The organism is Vibrio neonatus (assembly GCF_024346975.1).
Taxonomy (GTDB): domain Bacteria; phylum Pseudomonadota; class Gammaproteobacteria; order Enterobacterales; family Vibrionaceae; genus Vibrio; species Vibrio neonatus.
In genome coordinates, this window is the sequence record NZ_AP024886.1 from 189,986 (window position 1) to 212,279 (window position 22,294).

Sequence of the window (22,294 nt, forward strand, 5' to 3'; positions counted from 1 at the left end):
TTTGGGTAGATTTTATCGCTTAGAAGCGGTAATCAATACCTGCGTAGTAGCTACGCTCTGCGCCTTTAAAGTACTCGTCAGTCATAAACGAGTTAGTATCTTTAGCAACCTCGTAATCTTCATCAAGCAAGTTGTTTACTTTAAATCTAGCATCTAGATTATCCGTGAAGCTATATTTTAGTGCGAAGTCTAACGTGATGTATGCATCCATCATGTTAGCGAATGCAGATGAGCTGTCAGGACGTTCGCCAACGTAGTTTGCGATTAATGACGTTTGCACATCTTGCCAGTTAGCCGTACCAATCCAAGAGTAATTTTGTTTCGCGCGGTTAACTAACTGCGAGTCATCTTCTTTGTTCTTCGGATCTTTCCAATCAGCAGAAACGGTGTGGTGAATTAGCCAAGTATCAAATTCAATGCTGGCTTCAATACCCTTGATTTGAGCTTTATTGATGTTCGCTGGCTGCCATTGACCTGATGCATTTGGAGCCCAAGCAATCATGTCTTTAATGTCAGTGTTGTATAGGGAAATGTTCCAAGAAGCCCAAGAATGGTAACCTTGTACGGTAAATTCAGTAGACTCTGAAGATTCAGGTTTTAGATCTGGGTTGCCACTACCTGGCCAGTAAAGGTCATTAAAGGTAGGCGCACGATAAGCAGTACCATGGCTTAATGATAAGGTGTACGTATCAGCAATAGTTACGCCTGCAGCTAAGTTCCAAGTGGTGTTACTTCCATATGAGCTGTCGTCATCATTTCGGATGCTCGCTTCAAGAATAAATGGATGTAAGTTCAGTGAACTTGTCGCAAAAATACCTCGGTTATCTCGGTCTGTTTTTTCATAGTTGGTTGTGTTTGAACCACTACGATCCACTTCTTCTTTGTAGTAATCAAGACCACCTGTCACATTTAACAGAGAGTTGAAGTTATAAGAGTTAATCCAAGATACTGTGTTTCTTTGAGCTTCTAGGATAGCTTCAGCGCGAGTTTTCGCTGCATCACGCGTACCTTGAGTATCATTACTGTGGCTTACTTGCAAAGAAGACTGGAAGTCATTGATTGTATAGTTAAGGCCGCCAGTTAGAGAGTAAAAATCTTGTGCTGTTTCGTCTTTGGTAGTTGCTTGAAACTCGCTGCTACTGTTTTGGTTGTAGCCAGAGAAGTTAGCGCTCCAGTTATCTGAAATATCGTGCTCTAGAGAGCCAAATACAACTTGAGATTTGTAACCGTAATCTTCACCTTCTGGAGAGTAGGTAGAGATGCTGTAGCCTTTAGAAGCTTCATTATTGACAACAAAAGAACCGCGAGTGCTGTCACTAATTTCGCCAGCGCTACGCCAACCTTCAGAATGGTAGTAGTTACTGCCGCCAGTCAATGACACTTCATGAACATTGTCTTTAGAAGTGGTCGTGATGCTGATAACACCACCTACCGCATCAGCGCCGTAGACAGACGCTTTTGGTCCACGTAGAACTTCAATTTTCTCAATGGCAAATGCAGGAATTAGACCGATTGAACCGCCACCAGATGTTGGTGAATTGATGCGTACACCATCGACTAAGATAAGTGTTTGAGCCGATGCTGTGCCTCGTAGGTAAATACTTGTAGTGTTACCTTTCGTGCCTAGCTGAGTCACTTCAACACCCGGAAGTGTTTTTAGTACATCAATGGCACTGTCCGCTTGGATAGCTTGAATGTCTTCACGTTCAATAACAGTGATATTAGCTAGAGTGGAAGTTTTAGGCTGCTCAAAACGGTTTGCGGTGACAACCATTGTTTCATCAGTTTGGGTTGCGTCAGCTTCTTGAGCGAAAAGAGTGGGTGCGTACAACGAAATGATCGCTGTCGCTAAAATTGTTTTTTTCATGTTAAGTCCTAAATACGCGTAGTGATAAAATGCTTATAGTGCATCTTTTGTTACTGGCAGGTATTCGGACTCATGAGCACTGTAGATACCTCTACAACCTAGCATCTCACTTCCCACAGTATATATTGCAGTGTGTGGGCGTAGTGGCCCATAGATGTTCGTTCTCAATTACCGCTGCGCGTCAGTTTTGGATTTACACCAAATTCCCTTTAAAGCATGAAATCGAAGATATCATGACACCAGCGATTGAGAGTCTATAGGGTGTTGCTGTATGTGTCTAGCACTGCGTAATATTTGTTAAATCCCAAGAAATTGAATGTTAATCACAACTGCTATTATTGTTAAGTGTCTGTAATCACATTTCTTTTATTCTTCCTTTTGTGCTGTTTGTTTTGCTCTGTAGGATTGTCGCCAACTTCATGGTGGTTTTATAGAGCTGAGGAAAAGCAATGTTTACAGCATCTAGTGTTTTAAATCCCGATTTCATCGATCAGCCCAAAGAGACGTTATGGTCTCTAATTTCACCTATGTATATGGTGGATGAATCGACTTGGTTAAAAGAGTTGTTAAAGCTCGCTACGCCGTTAGACGAGGAAAAACAGCGAATTAAACGCCAGACAACCTCACTGATTGAGGCTATTCGAGCGGATAAACGCTCAATTCAAATGATCGATGCGTTATTGTTGGAGTACAGTTTAGACACTCAAGAAGGCATCTTGTTGATGTGTTTAGCTGAAGCACTGATGCGCATCCCTGACTCAGAAACTGCCGATGCGTTAATTAAAGATAAACTGACGGTAGCAGACTGGAAGTCTCATTTAAGTCAGTCTGACTCTGTATTTGTGAATGCATCAACTTGGGGCTTAATGCTGACGGGGAAAGTCGTCGGTATTAACAATCCTGAAAAGACTAGCCCTAGCTCTGCCCTTTCAAAACTGATGAACAAAATGTCTGAACCTATCATTAGAAAGGCAATGCATCAGGCAATGAAAGTGATGGGGCATCAGTTTGTATTAGGGCGCAATATCGCCGAAGCGCAGAAAAATGGCGAGGCATTACGCAAAAAAGGTTTCACTCATTCATATGACATGTTGGGAGAGGCCGCGCTAACCGCTGATGACGGTAAGAAATATTTCAACGACTATATGATGGCAATTGAGTCTGTGGGAGCGAATAGAAAAGGCTCTGATTCTTTGCATGCCCCTTCTATTTCCATCAAGCTTTCTGCATTGCACCCTCGCTACGAGGTGGCAAATCGCGATCGAGTGTTGACTGAGTTGCATGATATTTTGATCAAGTTACTGACTCGCGCTATTGAGCTCGACGTTGCCATCACTATGGACGCTGAGGAAGCGGATCGTTTAGAGCTATCACTGCAGTTATTTGAAAAAGTGTATAGCAACGAAAAAGTGAAAGGTTGGGGTAAATTTGGTTTGGTGGTTCAAACCTACTCCAAACGCTGTTTACCTGTCTTGGTGTGGGTAAATGCACTGGCAAAAGAGCAGGGCGATCTTATTCCTCTGCGCTTGGTGAAAGGTGCTTATTGGGATAGTGAAATAAAGTGGTCTCAACAGGCGGGCTTAGAAAATTACCCAGTATTTACCCGTAAAGAAGCAACGGATATGGCGTACCTTGCTTGCGCTCGTTTTCTTTTAAGCCCAGGCGTTCGTGGCAATATTTTCCCACAATTTGCTAGTCATAACGCCCATACAGTGACTGCTGTTGCTGAAATGGCCGAACATACAGACTATGAATTTCAAAGATTGCACGGCATGGGAGACTCCCTGTATTTTCATCTACTGGAGAGATACGGACAAGCTATTCGCATTTATGCGCCAGTAGGCAATCACAAAGATCTTCTGCCTTATTTGGTGCGTCGTTTACTGGAAAATGGCGCGAACAGTTCATTTGTCCATAGATTGGTGGATGCTCGTTGTCCGGTTGCTGATTTGACTCATCATCCCGTCGATACCTTACTTGCCAACAACACCTTACATAACGATCAAATTCCATTGCCACCCCAGATCTTTGGTGAGCGTAAAAACTCGATCGGCATCAATATTGATATCGAAAGTGAAGCAGCGCTTTTTGAAAAGCAAGTACAGAGCTTTTTAAACAAGCAATGGCAAGGTGCACCGATCATTAATGGATCTCGTGTATCCGAAACGATGATCAAGGCAGAAGATGTGCTTGCGCCTTTTGATAGTGACTGCATTGTTGGCTCGATCTCCTTTGCCAACCTTGATCATGTTTCCGATGCTATTGCGGCCGCACAGTCAGGATTAGAGGATTGGCGAAATGCCCCAGTCGCTCGCCGAGCACAATGCTTGAATACCTTGGCTGATAAGCTGGAAGCGAACTTAGCTGAATTGGTAGCGCTTTGTCATATGGAAGCGGGAAAAACCATCCATGACAGTATTGATGAAGTGCGCGAAGCGGTCGATTTTTGCCGATATTACGCCAACAACGCCAGCGAGCTTGGCCCTGAATCCATTGCCGGCTTTGACGGTAATTTGCAGTGGTGTGAAAGACATGGCAGAGGCGTGTTTGTCTGTATCAGCCCGTGGAATTTCCCATTAGCAATATTCTTGGGGCAAATATCAGCGGCATTGGTAGCGGGTAATACGGTAGTCGCTAAACCTGCGGAGCAAACAAGTTTGATTGCCGCGCGCACGATTGAAATCATGCTGGATTGTGGATTCCCTGCCAATGTCATTCAATTTTTGCCGGGACGCGGCGCAGAAATCGGTGCTGCTTTGACCTCGCATCCAGCAATTGCCGGTGTGGCCTTTACCGGCTCTACAGCAACTGCAAAACGCATTAATTTATCATTGGCTGAGCGCGATAGCGATCCGGTGCCATTTATTGCTGAAACGGGCGGTCAAAATGCGATGATTGTCGATTCAACCGCATTACCAGAGCAAGTGGTACGTGATGTGTTGCGAAGTGCGTTTGCTTCCGCAGGGCAACGTTGTTCAGCGCTTCGCGTTCTGTTTGTACAGCAAGATATTGCTCCGCGCATCATCAATCTGATTCAAGGTGCCATGAAAGAGCTGCGAGTCGGCTTACCTTATTTACATCGCACTGATGTGGGACCGGTTATTGACCGCGCCGCACAGCAAAAATTGCACAAACACATTGAAGAGATGCGAAAAACACAAAAAGTGGTCGCAGAGGTAGAGTTGAGTGACGAATGTGCCAAAGGCATGTTTATTGCGCCAACGGCGATTGAAATTAGTGATATTTCAGTATTAAAAGAGGAGCAGTTTGGTCCGATTCTGCACATTGTCACCTTTAAGGCAAACCAGATGGCAGAGGTGGTTGAGACGATTAATGCCACGGGTTTTGGTTTGACTATGGGGATTCATTCTCGTAATGAGACGACCTATCGCTGGATTGAACACAATGCGCGAGTAGGTAACTGTTATATCAACCGCGATCAGGTTGGCGCTGTGGTTGGCGTACAACCGTTTGGCGGTCAAGGCTTGTCAGGTACCGGCCCTAAAGCGGGTGGACCAAATTATCTATACCGCTTTACCCAATATACCTGTAAAGAGCGCCATCAGTCCGACGTTACACCTGATACAGAGACTTGTGAGCCAACTACTAAAGCCAATGAGCAAGGAGTATAGAAATGAAAAATGCCTCTATTTGTTTCTCAGAAGCGCAACAAGCTTGGTCGTTATGGAATCAAGTACCTTATGCCACTCGTTATGAGTTGATGTTGGCGGCGGCCAATACATTACCGCTAAGTAATCTGAAAGTACCCTTGGAGTTTCATCATAAATATTGTGCTGAGCTGTTAAGCGAGCCTGTACTAATGCCGGGCCCAACGGGAGAAACGAACGAGTTATATACCGCAGGTCGTGGCGTATCGCTAATTATCGCTGATAGTCGTGTTGATGTGCCGGTGAGTAAAGCGTTTTATGCTCAGCTTTGTGTGTCATTGATGGCGGGGAACTGCGTGGTGCTTTGCGTGCAAGATAGTGATCTTGCTGAGCAAGTGCTGGAGTTAATTGAGTGTCTGGCGTTGCCTGTGGGTGTACTCAGCTTGGTTGAATATGACCAGTACGTACAATTGCTACAGAGTGATGTTCGTATTACAACCGTGCTGGGCGATGACGCTTTTGTCAAACAAGTGAACCGTAATCTAGCGCAAAAATCTGGCGCTATTGCCCCCTTAATCGCTGAAGTTGAATTAGCAAAAATGCCCGTAGCTCAAGATCCTAAGCTCGCGCTTCGTTATATTACCGAACGAACTCGCACCATTAATATTACGGCCGTCGGTGGCAATGCTACTTTGCTTGAATTGGGCAGTGCAGAGTATTAATAACAAGTTTTCCTCTTAAAACAGAATGCCGAGTTAAATCCTGAGTTGAATACTTAGTGGTTACTCGGTATTTTTGTTTGAAGTTCACTGAGGGAATAAGAATATGTTAACGGAGTGTACGGGTAAATATTCGTTAGTTGTGCAAGGTGGAGGGCAAAAAGGAGCGTTTGCTGCGGGAGTATTAGATACTTTTATTGCGGCAAACTATGATCCTTTTTCTTTATACATTGGCACATCCGCAGGGGCGTTAAACGTTTCTTCTTTTGTGACGAAACAGCCGGGTTTGGGCTTAGATTTCATCATCAATTACACCACCAAAAATCGCTTTTTCGATTTTCACCGACTGATGCATAAACAACAAGCCGCTATGGATCTTGATTGGGCTTTTCAGTTTGTACACAGCGGCGAGTTTCCACTAGATCTTAAGAAAGGCGCGCAAAATTTAGGTGCGGACAAACAAGCCTTAGCCTGTGTCACCCATGTTGAAGAAATGAAGGACTATTACTTTCCCATATTTTCTGAGCATTGGTACGACGTTTTGCGTGCGACATGCGCCATTCCCATGCTCTATCATCAAGAAATTGAAATCGATGGCGCAAAATGGGTGGATGGCGGTGTGACTGCGACCATTCCAGTGCAAGAGGCGTATCGACGAGGTGCTTGTAATATCGTGGCAATTACCACGGAAGCCATGATTGATGATACGCCAAAATCTCATTTTTCTTTATCCTCCGACAACTTAGATAAATTAAAGTTAGAGCTTTCTAAAGGCATTGAGCCATACATTCAGCGCTTTTCATCTCGAGCCGCCACAGCTGCGCCACATAAAACCACCCAAGGTGCTAATAAGGCAAAACAGATTAGTGAGCAGTTCTTAGCCAGAGTTAATCAACTTCAAGCACAGCATAATTTTCCGAAATTAGATTCGATTCCTAAAAATTGGCTTCCTGATACCGAAAAGCTATCGGAAATGTTGGCTCATCAATCGCAGAAAATTAATTTTAAAGCGCACACCCCGCGCACGGTGGAAATGCTGTTTAATCATTATATGAATCATTCCGCTATTTCTGGGTTTATGAATAAACCACCAGAAGGGGTTAATCTGTGGGAGATCACACCTCACAAGCCGCTTAGCTGTAGCGGTCTATTGAGCCATAAAGATGATATCCTTGCCGATTACGAATCTGGTGTATTAGCGGGAAAAGAGTTTTTATCTAATTCCAACCACACTAAGTAAACGCTCAGAAATAGCGCAGAAAAAATACTCGAAAACAAGGCAGGATTTTTTGATAAGTAGTTATTCTACAGTCAAAATTCTAATGCCGTTATCGAGTATTTTAACAAGCTAGAATGACCAGTTACAGAGTACGGTTAGTATAAGATGCTAGGTTGATGGCTTTTCTTTATTACGGTTTAATTTATGCAGTCCTCATATGACATTAGTTGGTGGAGCCTCTCCGCATTTTCTTCACTTCTTTTAATTCCGCTCGCCATCAATAAGCTTTACCGATTAGAGCTAGGAAAAGAGGTGCTAGTGTCAGTGGTGCGCATGGCTATTCAACTTATGTTGGTGGGCATTTATCTGGAGTTTTTGTTCTCCCTTGATAGCTTGTGGATCAATTTGGCTTGGATAGCCGTGATGCTTGGAGTCGGCGCAAGCACCATTGTGGGCAAGGCTAAACTTCCCCGTAGGCAGCTGTTTTTTCCCGTACTGGGCGGCTTGGTATTTGGCTTAGCGCCAGTGCTACTGTTCTTATTTTGGATGGTGGTGCAGCCAGAGCCGATTCATAGTGCACAATATGTCATTCCTTTAGCAGGAATGTTATTGGGCAATAGCTTGAGCGGCAATATTGTCGCTTTGCAGAACCTTTATAGCGCTTTTGAAGACCGCCGTGAGGAATATGAAGTGGCTATCGCGCTTGGAGCGCCTGCAGAGTACGCCACACTGCCTTTTGTACGTATGGCAATGCAAAAGGCATTTGCACCTATCTTAGCCTCTATGGCGGCCTCTGGGTTGGTGACATTGCCCGGGATGATGACCGGACAGATTTTAGGAGGTGCCTCGCCCATTCTTGCCATCAAATATCAAATCTTAATATTGATTGCCATCTTTGTGGTCATGACTATTTCTGTGACTTTAACGCTAAAGTTTAGCTTGCGCCGTTCGATTAATTCGCAAGGTAGAGTGCTGATTCATACCAATAGTCGGCAATAATGTAGGGTATAGCTTGGAGCTTGCGTGTCATTTTAAGTTCTTTTATATGCGCTCATTAGGTCTTTTTGTTAAAGAGTTTTTGCCCCTGAGTTTCTTGTTTAATAACCCATTTAATTTGTTCAACAAGCCATAAAATAAGCGCTGTATCTTTGTGTTTGGCATGGTAGTAAGCGTAGATGCTGTTTGTGTATGGTTCACCATTAATTAATGGCGTGATAGCCCTTAATGAAGGATAACGTTGGATTGGAAATAGGTCTGAATGGGGCATGAAAAAATCCGTATTTTCGATGACATCAACCACTGCCATAACGAATTCAGTACGAAAACCTATGCTTGGGTTTAAGCCTTCATTTTGCATAAGGACTGCGGCTTCAGTAAAGCCATCGTTATAACCAGGGGTTATCACGGAAGCGATCGGATAAGGTTCTAATTGTTGAGCGGTAACCGTATCACCGGTTAATGGATGATTATTGCGAACAATAACTTTAGCCTCTACCTCGGTGATTAATTCTAAGTGAATACCTTGGTTTGGTGATTGATTTAGGCTGACACCTATCGTGGTGTCATCATTTTGTATTTGATCTATAGAACTTGTTTTCCATGCGACCAATTCTAATGTGCAATAGGGGGCAACTTTAGCAAAATGACGATAGAGTGAGCCTGAAAGACAGGTGAGTACAATCGGCGCTACTGCTATTTTTACCGAAGACTGAAGAGATAAGGGGTCAAATTCTCGACCTCTATTTAATACCGTAGATATGCCATTTAGATGTGGAGTAAGGTCTTTGGCCATCTCTTCTGCAAAAGGCGTTGCCTTTAAACCAGTAGGTACTTTTACAAATAATGGATCATCAAGTTGGCTTCTGAGTTTTTGTAGAGATTGGCTGATTGCGGGTTGTGATACAAATAGGCGTTCTGCCGCTTTTCGTGTATTGAGTTCTTGAGATAGAACAAGAAAGGTTCTCAATAAATTTAAGTCCATACTGAAAAATAAATCTTTAGCCATCTAGTTAATTCCTGTTAATTCTTTTTCTATCCATGCCTCACCCGCCACATACCATGATAGGTATTTTTCCTCGACGCCCCATCTTATGCCTAAATGACAGTTCTTATTGCCTTAGCCTCCGGTAGATCGTTTACCTCTGAATTTTATTGTTAACTGATGTTCTCTTAAAAATAAATAGTAATAAGCTTAGCTTATTGCGATGAGAAGTAATAGTCATTAGAAACTTTAACGCAACATTTTCATAATACCCGCCAACAACAACGAGTTTGCATGGATTTGCAGATAGTAAAGACTCTGATTTTGTGGATTGGTTTTAGTTTTAATCGTACTCACCAAGCCTATGTCATTACGCCAAAGGAGATGGCTAAAGTTTTCCCGCTGACTTGCAATAAAAGTCAGTGAACTTAAATCGACCTTTAGGTAACACACAATGAATAAATGTTTTTTGGCGATAATTATGTCATCGACTCTGGCGTTGACCGGTTGTTCTTCTTCGGGCACTTCAAGCGGTGCTGATTCACAAACTCCTTCAATTCCAGATATGGATAACTCACCTGAGTGGGGGTTAGATATGGGTAGTACACCGGATCGTGACCCAGTTGATCCAAACTTTGGTCTTCCTACGGCATCAGTACCGGATAGATTGCCTCCAGTATGGGGAGGACCGGGCATGCCTGAGATAGATAATGGCCCAGAAGCTAGCTATACCATCTCTGGTAATACCATCACTGATGCTGATGGAAATGCCTACAGCATTACTAATGTTAACTGGCATGGTCAAACGATGACAGTGGAAGACAAAGATGGAAATGAATACTACGTAGAGGTGCTTCGTCAGGGCGAATTTGAGGGTGATTTTGGCATTATAGTTGATGGTGAATCCATAATAATTGGCCGTGATACGGTTCAAGGTGGACCAAGACCCTTGATGGAAAGTAGTGACAGTACGATTGAGCGTAGCGCTGTTCGTGATGCCATTCGCGCCCGTCTAAACTAATTCAATATCATACCAATCGTGGTGATTTTTGTTGGTAGCACAATGAGTTAATGCTATTTCTGAACGTTAATTACTGTGATTGGTATGAGTCCTAGCTCTTGGTTAGCCGATTTTCTTCCCTAGGTAAAACATGAAAACCATTTCACTTACTTGCAGCGCAATGATGCTCTGCACTTCAGCAATAGCTGGAATGGATCTCTCTATTGAAAAGGATGTTGTAGAAATCAGTGTCACCGCTTCGGTCACTGATAACTCGTACTTATATATTGGTGGCGATAGCGACAGTTGGGTCGCGTTAGGCGTGGGATACTATGCATATATTGATCGGAACTGGAAATTAGCCTCTTACTATGAGTATGGTCTAAAAGATGATTGGTTACTGGAAGAACTTGCGGGTATTGATGGTGTTAAAACAAACACTCACTTTGTTGAACTTTCTGCAACCCGATTTTGGGACGGGTATTCAGCCAAGGTTGGTGTGACCAGCGAGTTTGTACGCAATGGCTTCACTTGGATTACCGTTGATGACGCCAATAAATACTCCACCTATTTTGCGGTCGCTAAGTATTTTCAGCACACTTACCTAACTAGTCGCTTTGAATACCATTATGCAAAAGATAAATCCGATATGGTTGATTTTAACCAAGGCCAAGCTGGTGAGTGGGAAATATCATTAGGTACAATGCGTCCCATTTGGCGGGTGTATCCTTATGCAAAAGTGTCTGCTTTTAGCCCTAACGGAACCTACTATGGCATGAACAGCACTGAATATAGCTGGGGTGTGGGGGGAAGGTTATCATTTTAGATGTGAGTTTATGGTTGCCTTTCGCAAGATAGTGAATACCAATCGTACTTAAATAACTGCTCATTCTAGCTTGTTAAAATACTCGATAACTGCGTTAGAATTTTTGATCACTTACTTAGTGCTATTGGTATAAAAGCCCCGCGCATGCTAGTGCAGGGCTTCCTTTTTTTATGACTATTTTTGCTGTTGCGGCGTTAATAGAGGGTCTGGTGTTTGCTCTATTTTCAGCGTTTGAGTTGGGAAGGCGACGTCAGCATCATTGTCTTGGATGATCTGCATGATTTGCATCAGTACATCTTGCTTCACTTCATGGAACCTTGCCCAATTGACGGTTTTGGTAAAGGTATACACAAAAAAGTCTAATGAAGATGGACCAAACGTGGTGAAGTTGACCATCAGAGTTTGATTAGCATCGATATCAGGATGATTTTTTAGCATGTGCTGAACTTCACTGATCACCTTCTCAATTTTACTCGAATCACAATAGCGAAGTCCGATAGTTTCATAGATACGGCGATTGGTCATACGTGAAGGGTTCTCGACCACAATATTGCTAAATACTGAGTTGGGTACATACAAAGGACGTTTATCAAAGGTGCGAATCTTGGTCATGCGCCAACCGATGCGCTCTACTGTACCTTCGATGTTTCTATCTGGGGAGCGAATCCAGTCGCCGACTTTAAATGGGCGGTCGAAGTACAACATCATGCCGCCGAAAAAGTTAGACAGTAGATCTTTTGCCGCTAAACCTGCAATCAAACCACCGACACCACCGAAGGTCAGTAAGCCCGATAGGCTTAGGCCAAGGGTTTGCATGACCGTGAGCACACCAATAATGATCACTAATAGGCGCACCAACTTAGCGACAGCCTGTACTGTCGTTACATCTCGCCCTTGTCTTTCAAGGATTTGATTTTCAAAATTGGTGATGATGCGCGATAGGGCCCACACCACTATAAAGATGACTAAGATGAGCTTTGAAGAATATAGCCAATCAAATCTATGATCAAAATAGCGCTCCAGCACTAAGCCTAGAGATACTGTACCCGGCCATAGCCATATTAAGGTACTGATTGGGGTTTTGATGCCGTGTAATACCGCATCGTCCCACACGATTCGTGTTTTGTTTGCGATTTTTTCTAGGTGTCCGATCAAAATTGTCCAAGCAATCCAAAAGATCAAACTCAAGACGGTGATCAGCAGGATTTCATTAAAAATGGCACTATCGGTGATCTTAAAAAAATTGAGCCACTCGGTATTGGTTTGTTCCATTAGGGATTAGTTTCCTTGAGTTGATTATTTTGTACGGCATCGGTTACTAAAGACTGCAACCACTGTAGTTTATCATCATTTAATGGGTTGTCTTTCCACACCATGCTGATTGTAAAATCATTCACTTTAATGGCAGGCTCTGTGCGTGTTAACCCTTGCGCGATAAATGGAATTAATGACATCAGTTTGGGTACGATACAGATTAAATTACGCCCTTTAATTAACTGCCCAATCGTTAAAAAATTTCGCGAGATCACTTGCACTTGGCGTTGATGATTGAGTGTTGCAAGTTCTGCATCAATCGGGGTTTTCCAGTGACCATCGGCGCTGACTAAGGCGTGTGGCACCTTGCAAAAATCGTCAACACTGAGTGGCGCACTAAGGCCTGTGGTGTTGGCATCAAATAAACAAACATGGCTTTCTTGATATAAAGTCGCAGATCGAAAGCGTTCGTCTAAGTCGGGAAAACTGCCTATCACTAAGTCTAGGCGTTCTTTTTCTATAATTTCTGAGAAGTTATGTCGGTTAACATTAATAAAGCTGACTCGTACATGCGGCGCTTGTTGGGTGAGAGCATCAAATAGCACAGGAGCAAACACAAATTCAGCATAGTCGGTCATGCCGATGCGACAGGTTCCTTGAAAGGTTGCAGCGCAAAAGGCTTCCGGCTGTAAGATGTTGTTTTTAACGATCGCTAAAATCTGCTCAACATTAGAAGCCACAGACAATGCGCGCTCTGTGGGTTGCATGGTATGTCCTCGGCGATGGAACAAGGGGTCGCCCAACAATTTACGTAGTCGTGCAAGGGTATGGCTCATGGCCGACTGGCTAATATGCAGTTCGCTGGCCGCTTGCGATACGCTACGAGTTTTTAATAATACCTGAAAAGCAATCAACAAATTAAGGTCGACACCTTTCCAATTAATTTCGCTCACACACTGCTCCCTGAACCCTTGTTAGTGAATTATCTAATCCTATTTTGTTCATAGTATATATCAATACTATTAATTTGAATCATAGTGGTGGGTCGCATATTGTATGCCTGACTTTAATGGTGAGTGGTTAGGTATGTTGTCAATTTTTAAGATATTTTTTGCTTTAGGCTGGGTCAGTTTTGGCGGGCCTGCGGCTCATATTGGCTATTTTAGGAAAACCTTTGTTGAACAAAAGCAATGGCTAACAGATGCAGAATACGCTCAGCTGGTGGCTTTAAGTCAGTTCCTTCCTGGGCCGGGTTCAAGTCAGGTTGGCTTTGCTTTAGGGTATAAAAAAGGCGGCATCTCAGGCGCTTTTGCTGCATTTTTGGGTTTTACACTGCCTTCTATTTTGTTGATGATTGGACTGGCGTTGTTAAGTAGTAGTTTGTTAGAAACCTCTGTGTTTATCGCCATTATGCATGCCCTAAAACTGCTAGCGGTAGTAGTGGTGGCAGATGCCATCGTTGGCATGTATAAAAATTTCTGCCAAAGCAAACGCGCGATTACGCTGTGTTTGTTTGTGGCGGTTTCTATGTTGCTATTTAGCGGAATAATGGCGCAAGTGGTGACGTTATTGGTATGTGCCGCGTTGGGGTCGCTGTGGTTTAAAGAGCAGCCCCTAGAGAGCGCAACAGCAAGGCTTGATACAGGCAAGCTTTCTATCATGCCATTAGTTGTGTTTGCCACGGTATTGATTGTTGGCCCATTTGTGGCGTCACAAACATCGATATTGCAAATGTTCCATGATTTTTTCTATGCGGGCTCGTTAGTGTTTGGTGGCGGTCATGTGGTACTGCCTTTGTTGCAAAATGTGGCGGGAGAGCAACTGACCACAGATACTTTTCTAACGGGCTATGCGGCGGCGCAAGCGGTGCCGGGGCCTATGTTCACTTTTGCCACCTATTTAGGCTATGAGTTACTTCCGCAGCAACCTATCCTTGGCGCTGTAGTGGCAACTGCTGCGGTATTTTTACCGGGTTTTTTACTGATTTTAACGGTTATCAATAATTGGCAATCTTTAGCGTCAATACCGAGTGTTACGGCTGCGCTAAAAGGGGTGAATGCAGGGGTGGTTGGCTTATTGATAGCTGCGCTGTATCAACCAATATTTGTCAGCGCCGTTGTTGGAGCGCAAGATTTTGCCATTGTATTGATTGGGTATTTTTTGCTGAAGCAACTAAAACTGCCCATCGTTGCTTTGGTGGCAAGCTTTATTGGTTATGGTGTTTTGCTTTCGTTACTGTAGATTTTTAATGGATTAGGGTTTGCGGTTGTAGGTTACAACTGATTAACATCATTGGCTCGCTATTGATCTAGATCATTTTTTTGAATAGATATCTGAACTAAGGTGGAGTTGTTAATAAAGTGTGAACAAAGGAGTATTCGCATGGAACTAAAACAAGACCCTAGATGTTACACGGACGTATGCGTAGATGGACTTTGGTATCACTATGATCATTGCGGCACAAAAGCGTATATCTTAAAAGGTGGCGCAGCACCTGAGGTAGACTTTCATAAAGAGCCTAAAACGGAAGATGAATTAGTTGCACTGATCAAGGCACTGGGTAGCGTGAAATAGAGAATCACGACCACAACAAAGCGTGATAAGTGATAAAACAGAGACTGAATAAACAACGCCCTAGCACTAAGATTATCGTGCTAGGGCGTTTTGTTTTGCTTAAAGGGATTTATTAGTTCTGACGACGCAGAGCTACCGCATCAGCTAATTGATACAGCACTTTTTCAGTGTCTTGCCAGCCAATACAGCCGTCGGTAATAGACTGCCCGTACGTGTCCACTTTACCGTCAACCAGATCTTGTCGGCCTTCAACAAGGTGCGATTCAATCATGACACCGAAGATGGCTTGTTCGCCGCCAGCAATTTGCGCTGAAACGTCCTGACAAACGTTGATTTGGCGTTGGTATTGTTTACTGCTGTTGGCGTGACTAAAGTCGATCATCACCTTCTCACGCAGTTTAGAGGCGTTCAGCTGCCCCTTGATAGAAGCAACATGTTCTGCGCTGTAGTTTGGCTCTTTACCACCGCGTAAAATGATGTGGCAATCAGGGTTACCGGCTGTTTCTACAATTGCAGAATGACCAAACTTAGTCACTGATAAGAAGTGATGCTGGGCTTCTGCGCTACGGATAGCGTCGGTGGCGATTTTAATATTGCCGTCAGTACCATTTTTAAATCCAACTGGGCAAGAGACGCCAGAGGCTAGCTCGCGGTGTACTTGTGATTCTGTGGTACGTGCGCCGATTGCGCCCCAACTGATCAAATCACCCACGTATTGTGGTGTGATCATATCTAAGAATTCACCCGCAGTCGGAAGCCCCATATCTGTAAGATCTAAAAGCAGTTTACGTGCCATTCTTAGGCCGTCATTTAATTTATAAGTGTCATCTAAGTATGGGTCGTTGATCAGGCCTTTCCAACCGACTGTGGTACGCGGCTTTTCAAAATAGACGCGCATAACGATTTCAAGGCGGTCGCCAAGCTCATCACGCAATACTTTTAAACGCTCGCCATATTCCAGTGCCGCTTTAGGATCGTGAATTGAACATGGACCAACAATGACCAGTAAACGGTCATCTTGATCATTAAGAATATTATGAATCGACTGTCTAGACTCATAGGTGGTGCGAGTTGCGGTTTCGGTTGCTGGGAAGCGCTCCAAAATAGCGATAGGGGGTAGCAGTTGTTTTACTCGATTGATGCGAACGTCATCAGTTTGGTACATGTTTAATAATCCTTATTAATTGTCGCTATAGCATCTGTGCTTATTTTATGGGTGACTAAATACAGAAACGACGTCTTTTATTTATTGCTTCCATGCAACTTATCTAAGATAAAAATGACTTTCAACCACTTTTTTCAATGAAAAGCAATATATTGAAAGTAGAAAAAATTTACGAAATGCGTAAATAATTTCGTACATCAGAATGAATGTAGTGCCTTTATGTTTAAAGATAAGGATAAATTCGTTTATTTTTAATGACTTAAAAGCATTTGGTGTTCATTGTGTATGTAAATTTTTAACACCTATCGAACAGATTGTCGAGATTTATTGGTGCCGATATTACGCATTCGATTTTATACTTTCAGAGCTAGAACTTGCGATTACCTCAATAGTATTACGTCCTTTTTGCTTCGCTTGATACAAAGCTTTATCGGCATCACTAATTAATTGCAGTATTGAGCTTTCAATTGAAGGGACCATGCTAGCGATACCGAAGCTAGCAGTGAGGTAAGGACAGACTTCACTATTAGGGTGTTTTATTTTGAGTGATAAGATTTTATTCAGCGCTGTTTCAGCAATATGAGTCGCGCCTTCAATATCGGTATTAGGCAGTAGTAAGACAAACTCTTCACCGCCAAATCTAGCCACTAAATCGGCTGGTCGAGATAATGTTTCATTCAGTGCTTTAGCCACTAAAATTAGGCTTTCATCCCCTTTGATGTGCCCATAGTGATCGTTGTATTGTTTAAAAAAGTCCACATCGCACATGATGATAGACATAGGTTTTCTTTCGCGCTTCATTCTGCGCCATTCAATATCCGATACAGAATCAAATTTTAAGCGGTTGGCAATATTGGTCAAAGAATCCGTCATGGATAATCGCTTCACTTTACTTAATATTTCTTCTAGTTGAAGCTCTCGGTTTTCAATAACGTGCAACATTTCATTGAGTTGTTCAGACAGTTTACCTATCTCATCATTAGATTTTACGTGCGTTCGTTGCTGGTAGTTTTGTGTGTAAGTAATCGAAGTCGCACTGGCGGTTAATTGGGTGATAGGGGCAATAACAATCTTTTTAAGAATAAACCAAACCGCAATTAACAGCAGAATGCCAAGTAGCGCACTGATTATAATCGCGGATTGAATGGCCACTTTACCTTGTTGGCTAATGTCTCTTTGAAAGTAGGATTTCATTAGCATAATGGGAGTACCATCGCTAAAAAGATAACGCGACACTTCGAGTGTGCCGTTATTCAACTCATTAATCATAAACTGATCGTTTACGGGTATCGCTTTATTATCTACAGGGATAATTTGGAATCGAACTCGGGTTTCTTCAATAATATCGGACACAAACTCGGTATCGACATAACGCCCACGAACAATTAACCCTTTTGATGGGCCTTTTTCATTAGAGGTGAGGATGGGGCGTATGGAGTAAGCGATGGGTCTTTGGTTGAGTATAAGAAACCCCTTGTAATTGGCTTGGGGATTGATGGATGGAGAGGTAAAGTTCGTAAATTTAATCTGCAATCTGTCAACGACGCTCTGGGTAAAATTATCGTCAGAGATAAATGAGTTACTGTCGTTATCATAGATGCCATGCCATATAAGGTAGTGGCTTTCATCAAAGAAGAATAGGAAATCAAATTGTCCATTACGAAATGACTCTATGCCTAGATTCGAAGTAATGTATTTTGGGTTTTTTCCCTGAATAAATGAGTAAGTTTCGTCCCACGCTCCCCAATCTTTGTTGAGCAAGTCAAGGCTTTCAATGTCACTATTGAGGCTGGCGGCCACACGTTCAAAGTTGGTGATAGCGTCATTTTGTTCTAGTTGATGAAAGGTAGGTAGGACATATCGCCACTGACCATAAAAGCTAATGGCGATTATGGCGATTAGTAGTGGCAATAAGGTATACGTAATTTTTTTTGATAGTGACATTCGGTTCTTACATACTGAAGAATAGGTATAAAATGACTACGGCTATATACTTGAAAACATTCATCATTCAGTGAATATTAATCATAGTCTAATATGAGTAGTAGCGAATAATAATCACACATATATGCAATAGGGATCACAATGAGTAGAGTGAATGTTTATTCTAGCCAACCTGCTGCTTACAAAGCATTTTTTGCTGTTGAAGCATACTTAAAACAATGTGCCTTTGACCCGATCCTAGAAGAGCTTGTTCGAGTAAGAACATCGCAACTTAATGGTTGTGCATATTGTATTCATATCCATACCCAAGGAGCACTTGATCGTGGAGAATCTCAGCAGCGTATTTTTGCGTTAAGTGTATGGAAAGAATCAGTGTTATTTTCTGAAAAAGAGCGAGCTGTTCTATCCCTTGTAGAAGAAATGGTGCACATATCTGCTCAAGGAGTAACCGATTCTACTTATCTAACATTGCAAAAATATTTTGCTGAGGACGAAATTGCGCAGTTGTTGGTACTTTGCACCATGATGAACGCTTGGAATCGACTTGGAGTGGCCACGCATGCGAATGAGCAGACTAAGTATTAGTTATACCAATCGTACTAAATAACGGATCATTCTAGCTTGTTAAAATATTGGATAACTGCGTTAGAATTTTTGATTGTAGAATAACTACTTATCAAAAAATTTTGCCTTGTTCTCGAGCATTTTTCCTGCGCTAGCTCCGATCACTTACTTAGTGTGATTGGCATTAGTTTGCAGCGATTATTTGCTGTTGCGGTTATCAGTACGCTTTTAGAAGTTGCCCATAAAAAGAAAAACCCAAGCTGGATAGTCTTGGGTATGGAGAGAGGGTCTTAGATGTGTAAGTTTGCCAACTGATACAAAGTAGACCTAATGATATGAGGCTTTAGATAGCCTTTCTCAGAGTTACCAATTATTGATATTTATTATGATTACTCAATAAGCCTACCTGTAAATGCTTATTCATGCCAATAAGAAATAAAAGAATCAGTCTTTTATAACTCTTTTCTCAAGAGTTAATGGGCATTGAGTGGTGACAACAGTTAGGCATTAAAATGGGTGATGTATAAATATATCGTCGATCATACTCTCAAGTACGGCCTTATCATTGTTCATTTTTGCAAAGGTGCGCAGGCCAGTTATCTGAATTTGAATATAAGTGGCGAGATCCGTAGCACTTTTTTCTTTATCCAACTCACCCATTTGCTGGGCTTGTTCGATGAGTTTGATAAATTCATCCACCACTTGACTAAGGTGCGCTTTGGTCTCATCAAGTAATTCTTGATGTTCGCTAGTCAGTTCGCTTAAGGTCTTCGCTAACATACACACCCCATTGGGTGCTCCTTGTGCGGTTTCAATGACTTGCGCTTTTACAAAATCCTTTAAAGCGCCTAATGGAGAAGGGTTATTCTGACGGCATGCCTCAATGCTAGCCAATCCTTGCTGGGTGTAGTTTTTAAGTGCCTCTTTAAATAGGCCATCTTTACTACCAAAAGCGGCATAAATACTACCTGGGCGCATGTCAATTTCATCTTGAAGATTGCGCATCGAGGTCGCATGGTAGCCTTTTTTCCAGTATAGGTTGGTCGCTTTTTCAATCACTTCTTGACGATCGAATTGTGCCGTTTTTGCCATTGATAGTGCCCATTCTTTTGAACGTATGTTCAATCTTAAAGTGAATTTATTAACGGGTAAAGAAAACCTTTTCTAGAAAATAAAACTAAGAAGAAATGAGCTGAATTCAGTCTAGCTTTTTGTCGAAATGATCTGTTCGACGATCTCTAGCATGTTATTACCTTGTATCTCTGGTTTGAGATAGAGCGGATTATAAAAGGCCGCAGAGCGAGCGATATACGCCGCTTTTAGTCCTTGAGACATTGCGCCATGCGTATCCCAATCATGCGTCGCGACTAAACGTAAATTCTCGTTGGCAGCGCCAAGTTGCTCGGCGACAAATTGGTATACTTTGGCATCTGGCTTAAAGCTGCCAGTGCTCTCAACCGAAACCACCTCATCAAAATACTCAGCCAATCCCGCTTGGCTAATCTGCTGATTGATTAATGCCGACGATGAGTTAGAAAAAGCCACGGTTTTAAAGCCGCGCTGTTTTAATTTACTCAGTGCGGGTTTGATGTCTGAGTGGGCCTGTAGGTTAGCAAACCCTTTGAGTAATTCATTTTTTTGTTTATCACTTAAAGTGACTTTGTAATAAGCTGCTAGATTATCCAGTGTTATCGCCGCCAGTGTCGCAAAATCGCTACTGATTCCGGTGGCAATGCATACCGTAGAGGTGTGCAGTAGGCGTGAAAACCACAGTGGCAGAGCGTCTTGCTGAGCAAAAGCTTGTGTAAAACTGGGCTTAAGTGAGCTCAGATCCAAAACAGTTTCATTGATATCAAATAGAATAATTTCGGAATTCATGCTGTCTACTCGCTCTGTTTGGTTGTTATAACCATTTCGGTTTATTTTATAAGTTGTTGCAGTGCTTGCTTAAATGATTGCTGTGGGTGTGCGCCCGTTAACGCACTTTCTCGGTTAAATACTACGGTAGGAACGCCACTTACGCCCATTTGATGCCACTGCTCTTCAATAGCTTGAATGGATTTTTTGAGCTCTCTATCGTCAAGTGCCAAGCTTGCTCCTTGTTTAGCAATACCGACCGCTTTTGCTTCATTGAGCAAAACTTCGCGATTTGATACATCTTTGTGCTCAGTAAAGAAAGCAGAAAACAGACGCATTTTTAGTTCACTTTGTAACCCAAACTGCTTGGCGTGTTCTAAAAGAACGTGCGCATCGCGAGTGTTGACCATTTTCATCTCTTCAAAGTAATCAAACTTAAAGCCATATTGCGCTCCTTGCTCGGCGATATTGTTCCGTGCCTTATCACTGTCTTCGCGTGATGCGCCATATTTGCGTGCAACATGATCGCGCAGGTTTTCCCCTTCTGCTGGCATATCTGGATTAAGTTCAAAGGGTTGCCATTCGATATCAACGCGGTCTTGGATACCAAGCTCATTAATGGCCGCTTCAAGATGCTTGAAACCAACAATACACCAAGGGCAGACAACGTCAGAAATGATGTCGAGTTTGATTCTGTTGCTCATAATGAGTCTCCGCTTTGAAAGTATGCCGTGCTTTTAAGGTATTTAACTAAGTTATTTAAGTAAGCTATTTAACTACAAGCTATTTAACCAAGTTATTTAATCACGGAATAGCTAAAAGACTTTGTTGATGTGTCTTATCTTCTATTCCTTGTTTTCTATTATGTGTTTTAGACACACACTATTATGCTTTTTTAGTCCAAGCAAACTGCTCAAACATAGGATCTACCGGTGTTTTTGCAACGTGGTTTACGTAATTACTGATCACTTTTTGAGACAAACCAAGGATCACTTCAAGAACTTGTTGCTGACCATAACCTGCGGCAAAGAAGGCTTCCATTTGTGCGTCAGAGACATTGCCACGCTCACGTACCATAGCTAATGTGAAGTCATGTAGCGCTTGCAGTTTAGGCGTTGGCATTGCTTGTTGATTACGTAGTGCTTCGCTTAGCGCAGGATCAACCTTCATTGAATGTGCAATTGCGGTATGTGCCGGTACACAAAACTGGCATTCATGTTCTACGTTGATGGTTTGCCATACAACCGTGAGTTCTTCTGCATCAAATGAGGTGTTGGTGAAGAGTTGATGAATTTGTTGGTACGCTTGGAACGTTTCAGGAGACTCAGCCATTACCGCGTATAACCCAGGAATAGCGCCCACTTGTTTAATTGCGCCTTCTAGCATTGGCTTACTTTTTTCTGGTGCTGTCTCTACTGTGTGAAATTTGAATGTGCTCATTGTGTTACCCCAATATATTCATCGTGCTTGATTGCAGTGTCAGGCGTTGGATTAATAAAACCTGACTGATACCAATCGTACTAAATAACTGGTCATTCTAGCTTGTTAAAATGCTCGATAACGGCGTTAGAATTTTTGATTGTAGAATAACTACTTATCGAAAAATTCTGCCTTGTTCTCGAACATTTTTCCTGCGCTAGTTCTGATCACTTACTTAGTGTGATTGGTATGATAAGCGACGTGTTCCCGTCGATGAAAGAACTATAGTTATATTTG

Annotated in this window: 19 protein-coding genes and 1 riboswitch; of the genes, 9 read left to right on the top strand and 10 right to left on the bottom strand. The window is 42.6% G+C overall.

Features of this window, described 5'->3' with window-relative positions:
- Positions 1-19 precede the first annotated feature (19 nt).
- Entirely contained in the window at positions 20-1,867 is a 1,848-nt protein-coding gene (locus OCU38_RS13610) for a TonB-dependent receptor domain-containing protein (protein ID WP_261824757.1), read from the bottom strand.
- A gap of 38 nt (positions 1,868-1,905) precedes the next feature.
- A riboswitch (cobalamin riboswitch) is annotated at positions 1,906-2,126 on the bottom strand.
- 190 nt (positions 2,127-2,316) lie between these two features.
- On the opposite strand from OCU38_RS13610, the gene putA reads away from it, so the two are divergent.
- The 4 genes from putA to OCU38_RS13630 all read left to right on the top strand — a co-directional run bounded on the left by putA (position 2,317) and on the right by OCU38_RS13630 (position 8,412).
- On the top strand, positions 2,317-5,499 hold the full coding sequence (putA, locus tag OCU38_RS13615) for a bifunctional proline dehydrogenase/L-glutamate gamma-semialdehyde dehydrogenase PutA (protein ID WP_261824758.1): 3,183 nt from the start codon (positions 2,317-2,319) through the stop codon (positions 5,497-5,499).
- Positions 5,500-5,501: 2 nt separating this feature from the next.
- Positions 5,502-6,197 (top strand): hypothetical protein, encoded by a 696-nt coding sequence (locus OCU38_RS13620; protein WP_261824759.1) that lies wholly within the window; start codon positions 5,502-5,504, stop codon positions 6,195-6,197.
- A 103-nt stretch (positions 6,198-6,300) separates the two neighbouring features.
- Positions 6,301-7,434, top strand: coding sequence for a patatin-like phospholipase family protein (locus tag OCU38_RS13625; protein WP_261824760.1), 1,134 nt, complete (start codon positions 6,301-6,303; stop codon positions 7,432-7,434).
- Between the two features lie 183 nt (positions 7,435-7,617).
- A complete protein-coding gene (locus OCU38_RS13630) occupies positions 7,618-8,412 on the top strand; it encodes an ABC transporter permease (RefSeq protein WP_261824761.1) in 795 nt (264 codons plus the stop codon).
- A 55-nt stretch (positions 8,413-8,467) separates the two neighbouring features.
- On the opposite strand, the gene OCU38_RS13635 is transcribed toward OCU38_RS13630, so the two are convergent.
- On the bottom strand, positions 8,468-9,418 hold the full coding sequence (locus tag OCU38_RS13635) for a LysR family transcriptional regulator (RefSeq protein ID WP_261824762.1): 951 nt from the start codon (positions 9,416-9,418) through the stop codon (positions 8,468-8,470).
- Positions 9,419-9,848: 430 nt separating this feature from the next.
- On the opposite strand from OCU38_RS13635, the gene OCU38_RS13640 reads away from it, so the two are divergent.
- Positions 9,849-10,415, top strand: a complete 567-nt coding sequence (locus tag OCU38_RS13640) for a hypothetical protein (protein ID WP_261824763.1) — start codon at positions 9,849-9,851, stop codon at positions 10,413-10,415.
- A gap of 130 nt (positions 10,416-10,545) precedes the next feature.
- Positions 10,546-11,220, top strand: coding sequence for a hypothetical protein (locus tag OCU38_RS13645; protein WP_261824764.1), 675 nt, complete (start codon positions 10,546-10,548; stop codon positions 11,218-11,220).
- Positions 11,221-11,394: 174 nt separating this feature from the next.
- Here the strand turns inward: OCU38_RS13645 and OCU38_RS13650 are convergent, their stop codons facing one another.
- Entirely contained in the window at positions 11,395-12,492 is a 1,098-nt protein-coding gene (locus OCU38_RS13650; RefSeq protein ID WP_261824765.1) for a mechanosensitive ion channel family protein, read from the bottom strand.
- Complete coding sequence (locus OCU38_RS13655; RefSeq protein ID WP_261824766.1) at positions 12,492-13,427, bottom strand: LysR family transcriptional regulator; 936 nt, start codon at positions 13,425-13,427, stop codon at positions 12,492-12,494. The genes OCU38_RS13650 and OCU38_RS13655 overlap by 1 nt, the downstream gene beginning before the upstream one ends.
- A 133-nt stretch (positions 13,428-13,560) precedes the next feature.
- Here OCU38_RS13655 and chrA point away from each other — a divergent pair, with 133 nt between their 5' ends.
- Complete coding sequence (gene chrA / locus OCU38_RS13660) at positions 13,561-14,715, top strand: chromate efflux transporter (RefSeq protein ID WP_261824954.1); 1,155 nt, start codon at positions 13,561-13,563, stop codon at positions 14,713-14,715.
- A 141-nt stretch (positions 14,716-14,856) separates the two neighbouring features.
- Entirely contained in the window at positions 14,857-15,048 is a 192-nt protein-coding gene (locus OCU38_RS13665) for a thioredoxin domain-containing protein (RefSeq protein WP_023405114.1), read from the top strand.
- 112 nt (positions 15,049-15,160) lie between these two features.
- On the opposite strand, the gene aroG is transcribed toward OCU38_RS13665, so the two are convergent.
- Together aroG and OCU38_RS13675 are read right to left on the bottom strand one after the other, a co-directional pair.
- Positions 15,161-16,213 carry a 3-deoxy-7-phosphoheptulonate synthase AroG gene (aroG, locus tag OCU38_RS13670; protein ID WP_023405113.1) on the bottom strand — a complete coding sequence of 351 codons (1,053 nt, stop codon included), beginning with the start codon at positions 16,211-16,213 and terminating at the stop codon, positions 15,161-15,163.
- Positions 16,214-16,552: 339 nt separating this feature from the next.
- The gene (locus tag OCU38_RS13675) at positions 16,553-18,157 is read right to left on the bottom strand and encodes a sensor domain-containing diguanylate cyclase (RefSeq protein ID WP_261824767.1); all 1,605 of its coding nucleotides are present in this window, start codon (positions 18,155-18,157) and stop codon (positions 16,553-16,555) included.
- Positions 18,158-18,298: 141 nt separating this feature from the next.
- On the opposite strand from OCU38_RS13675, the gene OCU38_RS13680 reads away from it, so the two are divergent.
- Positions 18,299-18,742, top strand: a complete 444-nt coding sequence (locus OCU38_RS13680; RefSeq protein ID WP_261824768.1) for a carboxymuconolactone decarboxylase family protein — start codon at positions 18,299-18,301, stop codon at positions 18,740-18,742.
- A gap of 486 nt (positions 18,743-19,228) precedes the next feature.
- Here OCU38_RS13680 and OCU38_RS13685 read toward each other — a convergent pair whose 3' ends face one another.
- The 4 genes from OCU38_RS13685 to OCU38_RS13700 all read right to left on the bottom strand — a co-directional run bounded on the left by OCU38_RS13685 (position 19,229) and on the right by OCU38_RS13700 (position 22,018).
- Positions 19,229-19,813 carry a TetR/AcrR family transcriptional regulator gene (locus OCU38_RS13685; protein WP_261824769.1) on the bottom strand — a complete coding sequence of 195 codons (585 nt, stop codon included), beginning with the start codon at positions 19,811-19,813 and terminating at the stop codon, positions 19,229-19,231.
- Positions 19,814-19,924: 111 nt separating this feature from the next.
- Complete coding sequence (locus OCU38_RS13690) at positions 19,925-20,599, bottom strand: haloacid dehalogenase type II (RefSeq protein WP_261824770.1); 675 nt, start codon at positions 20,597-20,599, stop codon at positions 19,925-19,927.
- Positions 20,600-20,640: 41 nt separating this feature from the next.
- Positions 20,641-21,282 carry a DsbA family oxidoreductase gene (locus OCU38_RS13695; RefSeq protein ID WP_261824771.1) on the bottom strand — a complete coding sequence of 214 codons (642 nt, stop codon included), beginning with the start codon at positions 21,280-21,282 and terminating at the stop codon, positions 20,641-20,643.
- A 181-nt stretch (positions 21,283-21,463) separates the two neighbouring features.
- The gene (locus OCU38_RS13700; protein WP_261824772.1) at positions 21,464-22,018 is read right to left on the bottom strand and encodes a carboxymuconolactone decarboxylase family protein; all 555 of its coding nucleotides are present in this window, start codon (positions 22,016-22,018) and stop codon (positions 21,464-21,466) included.
- Positions 22,019-22,294 lie beyond the last annotated feature (276 nt).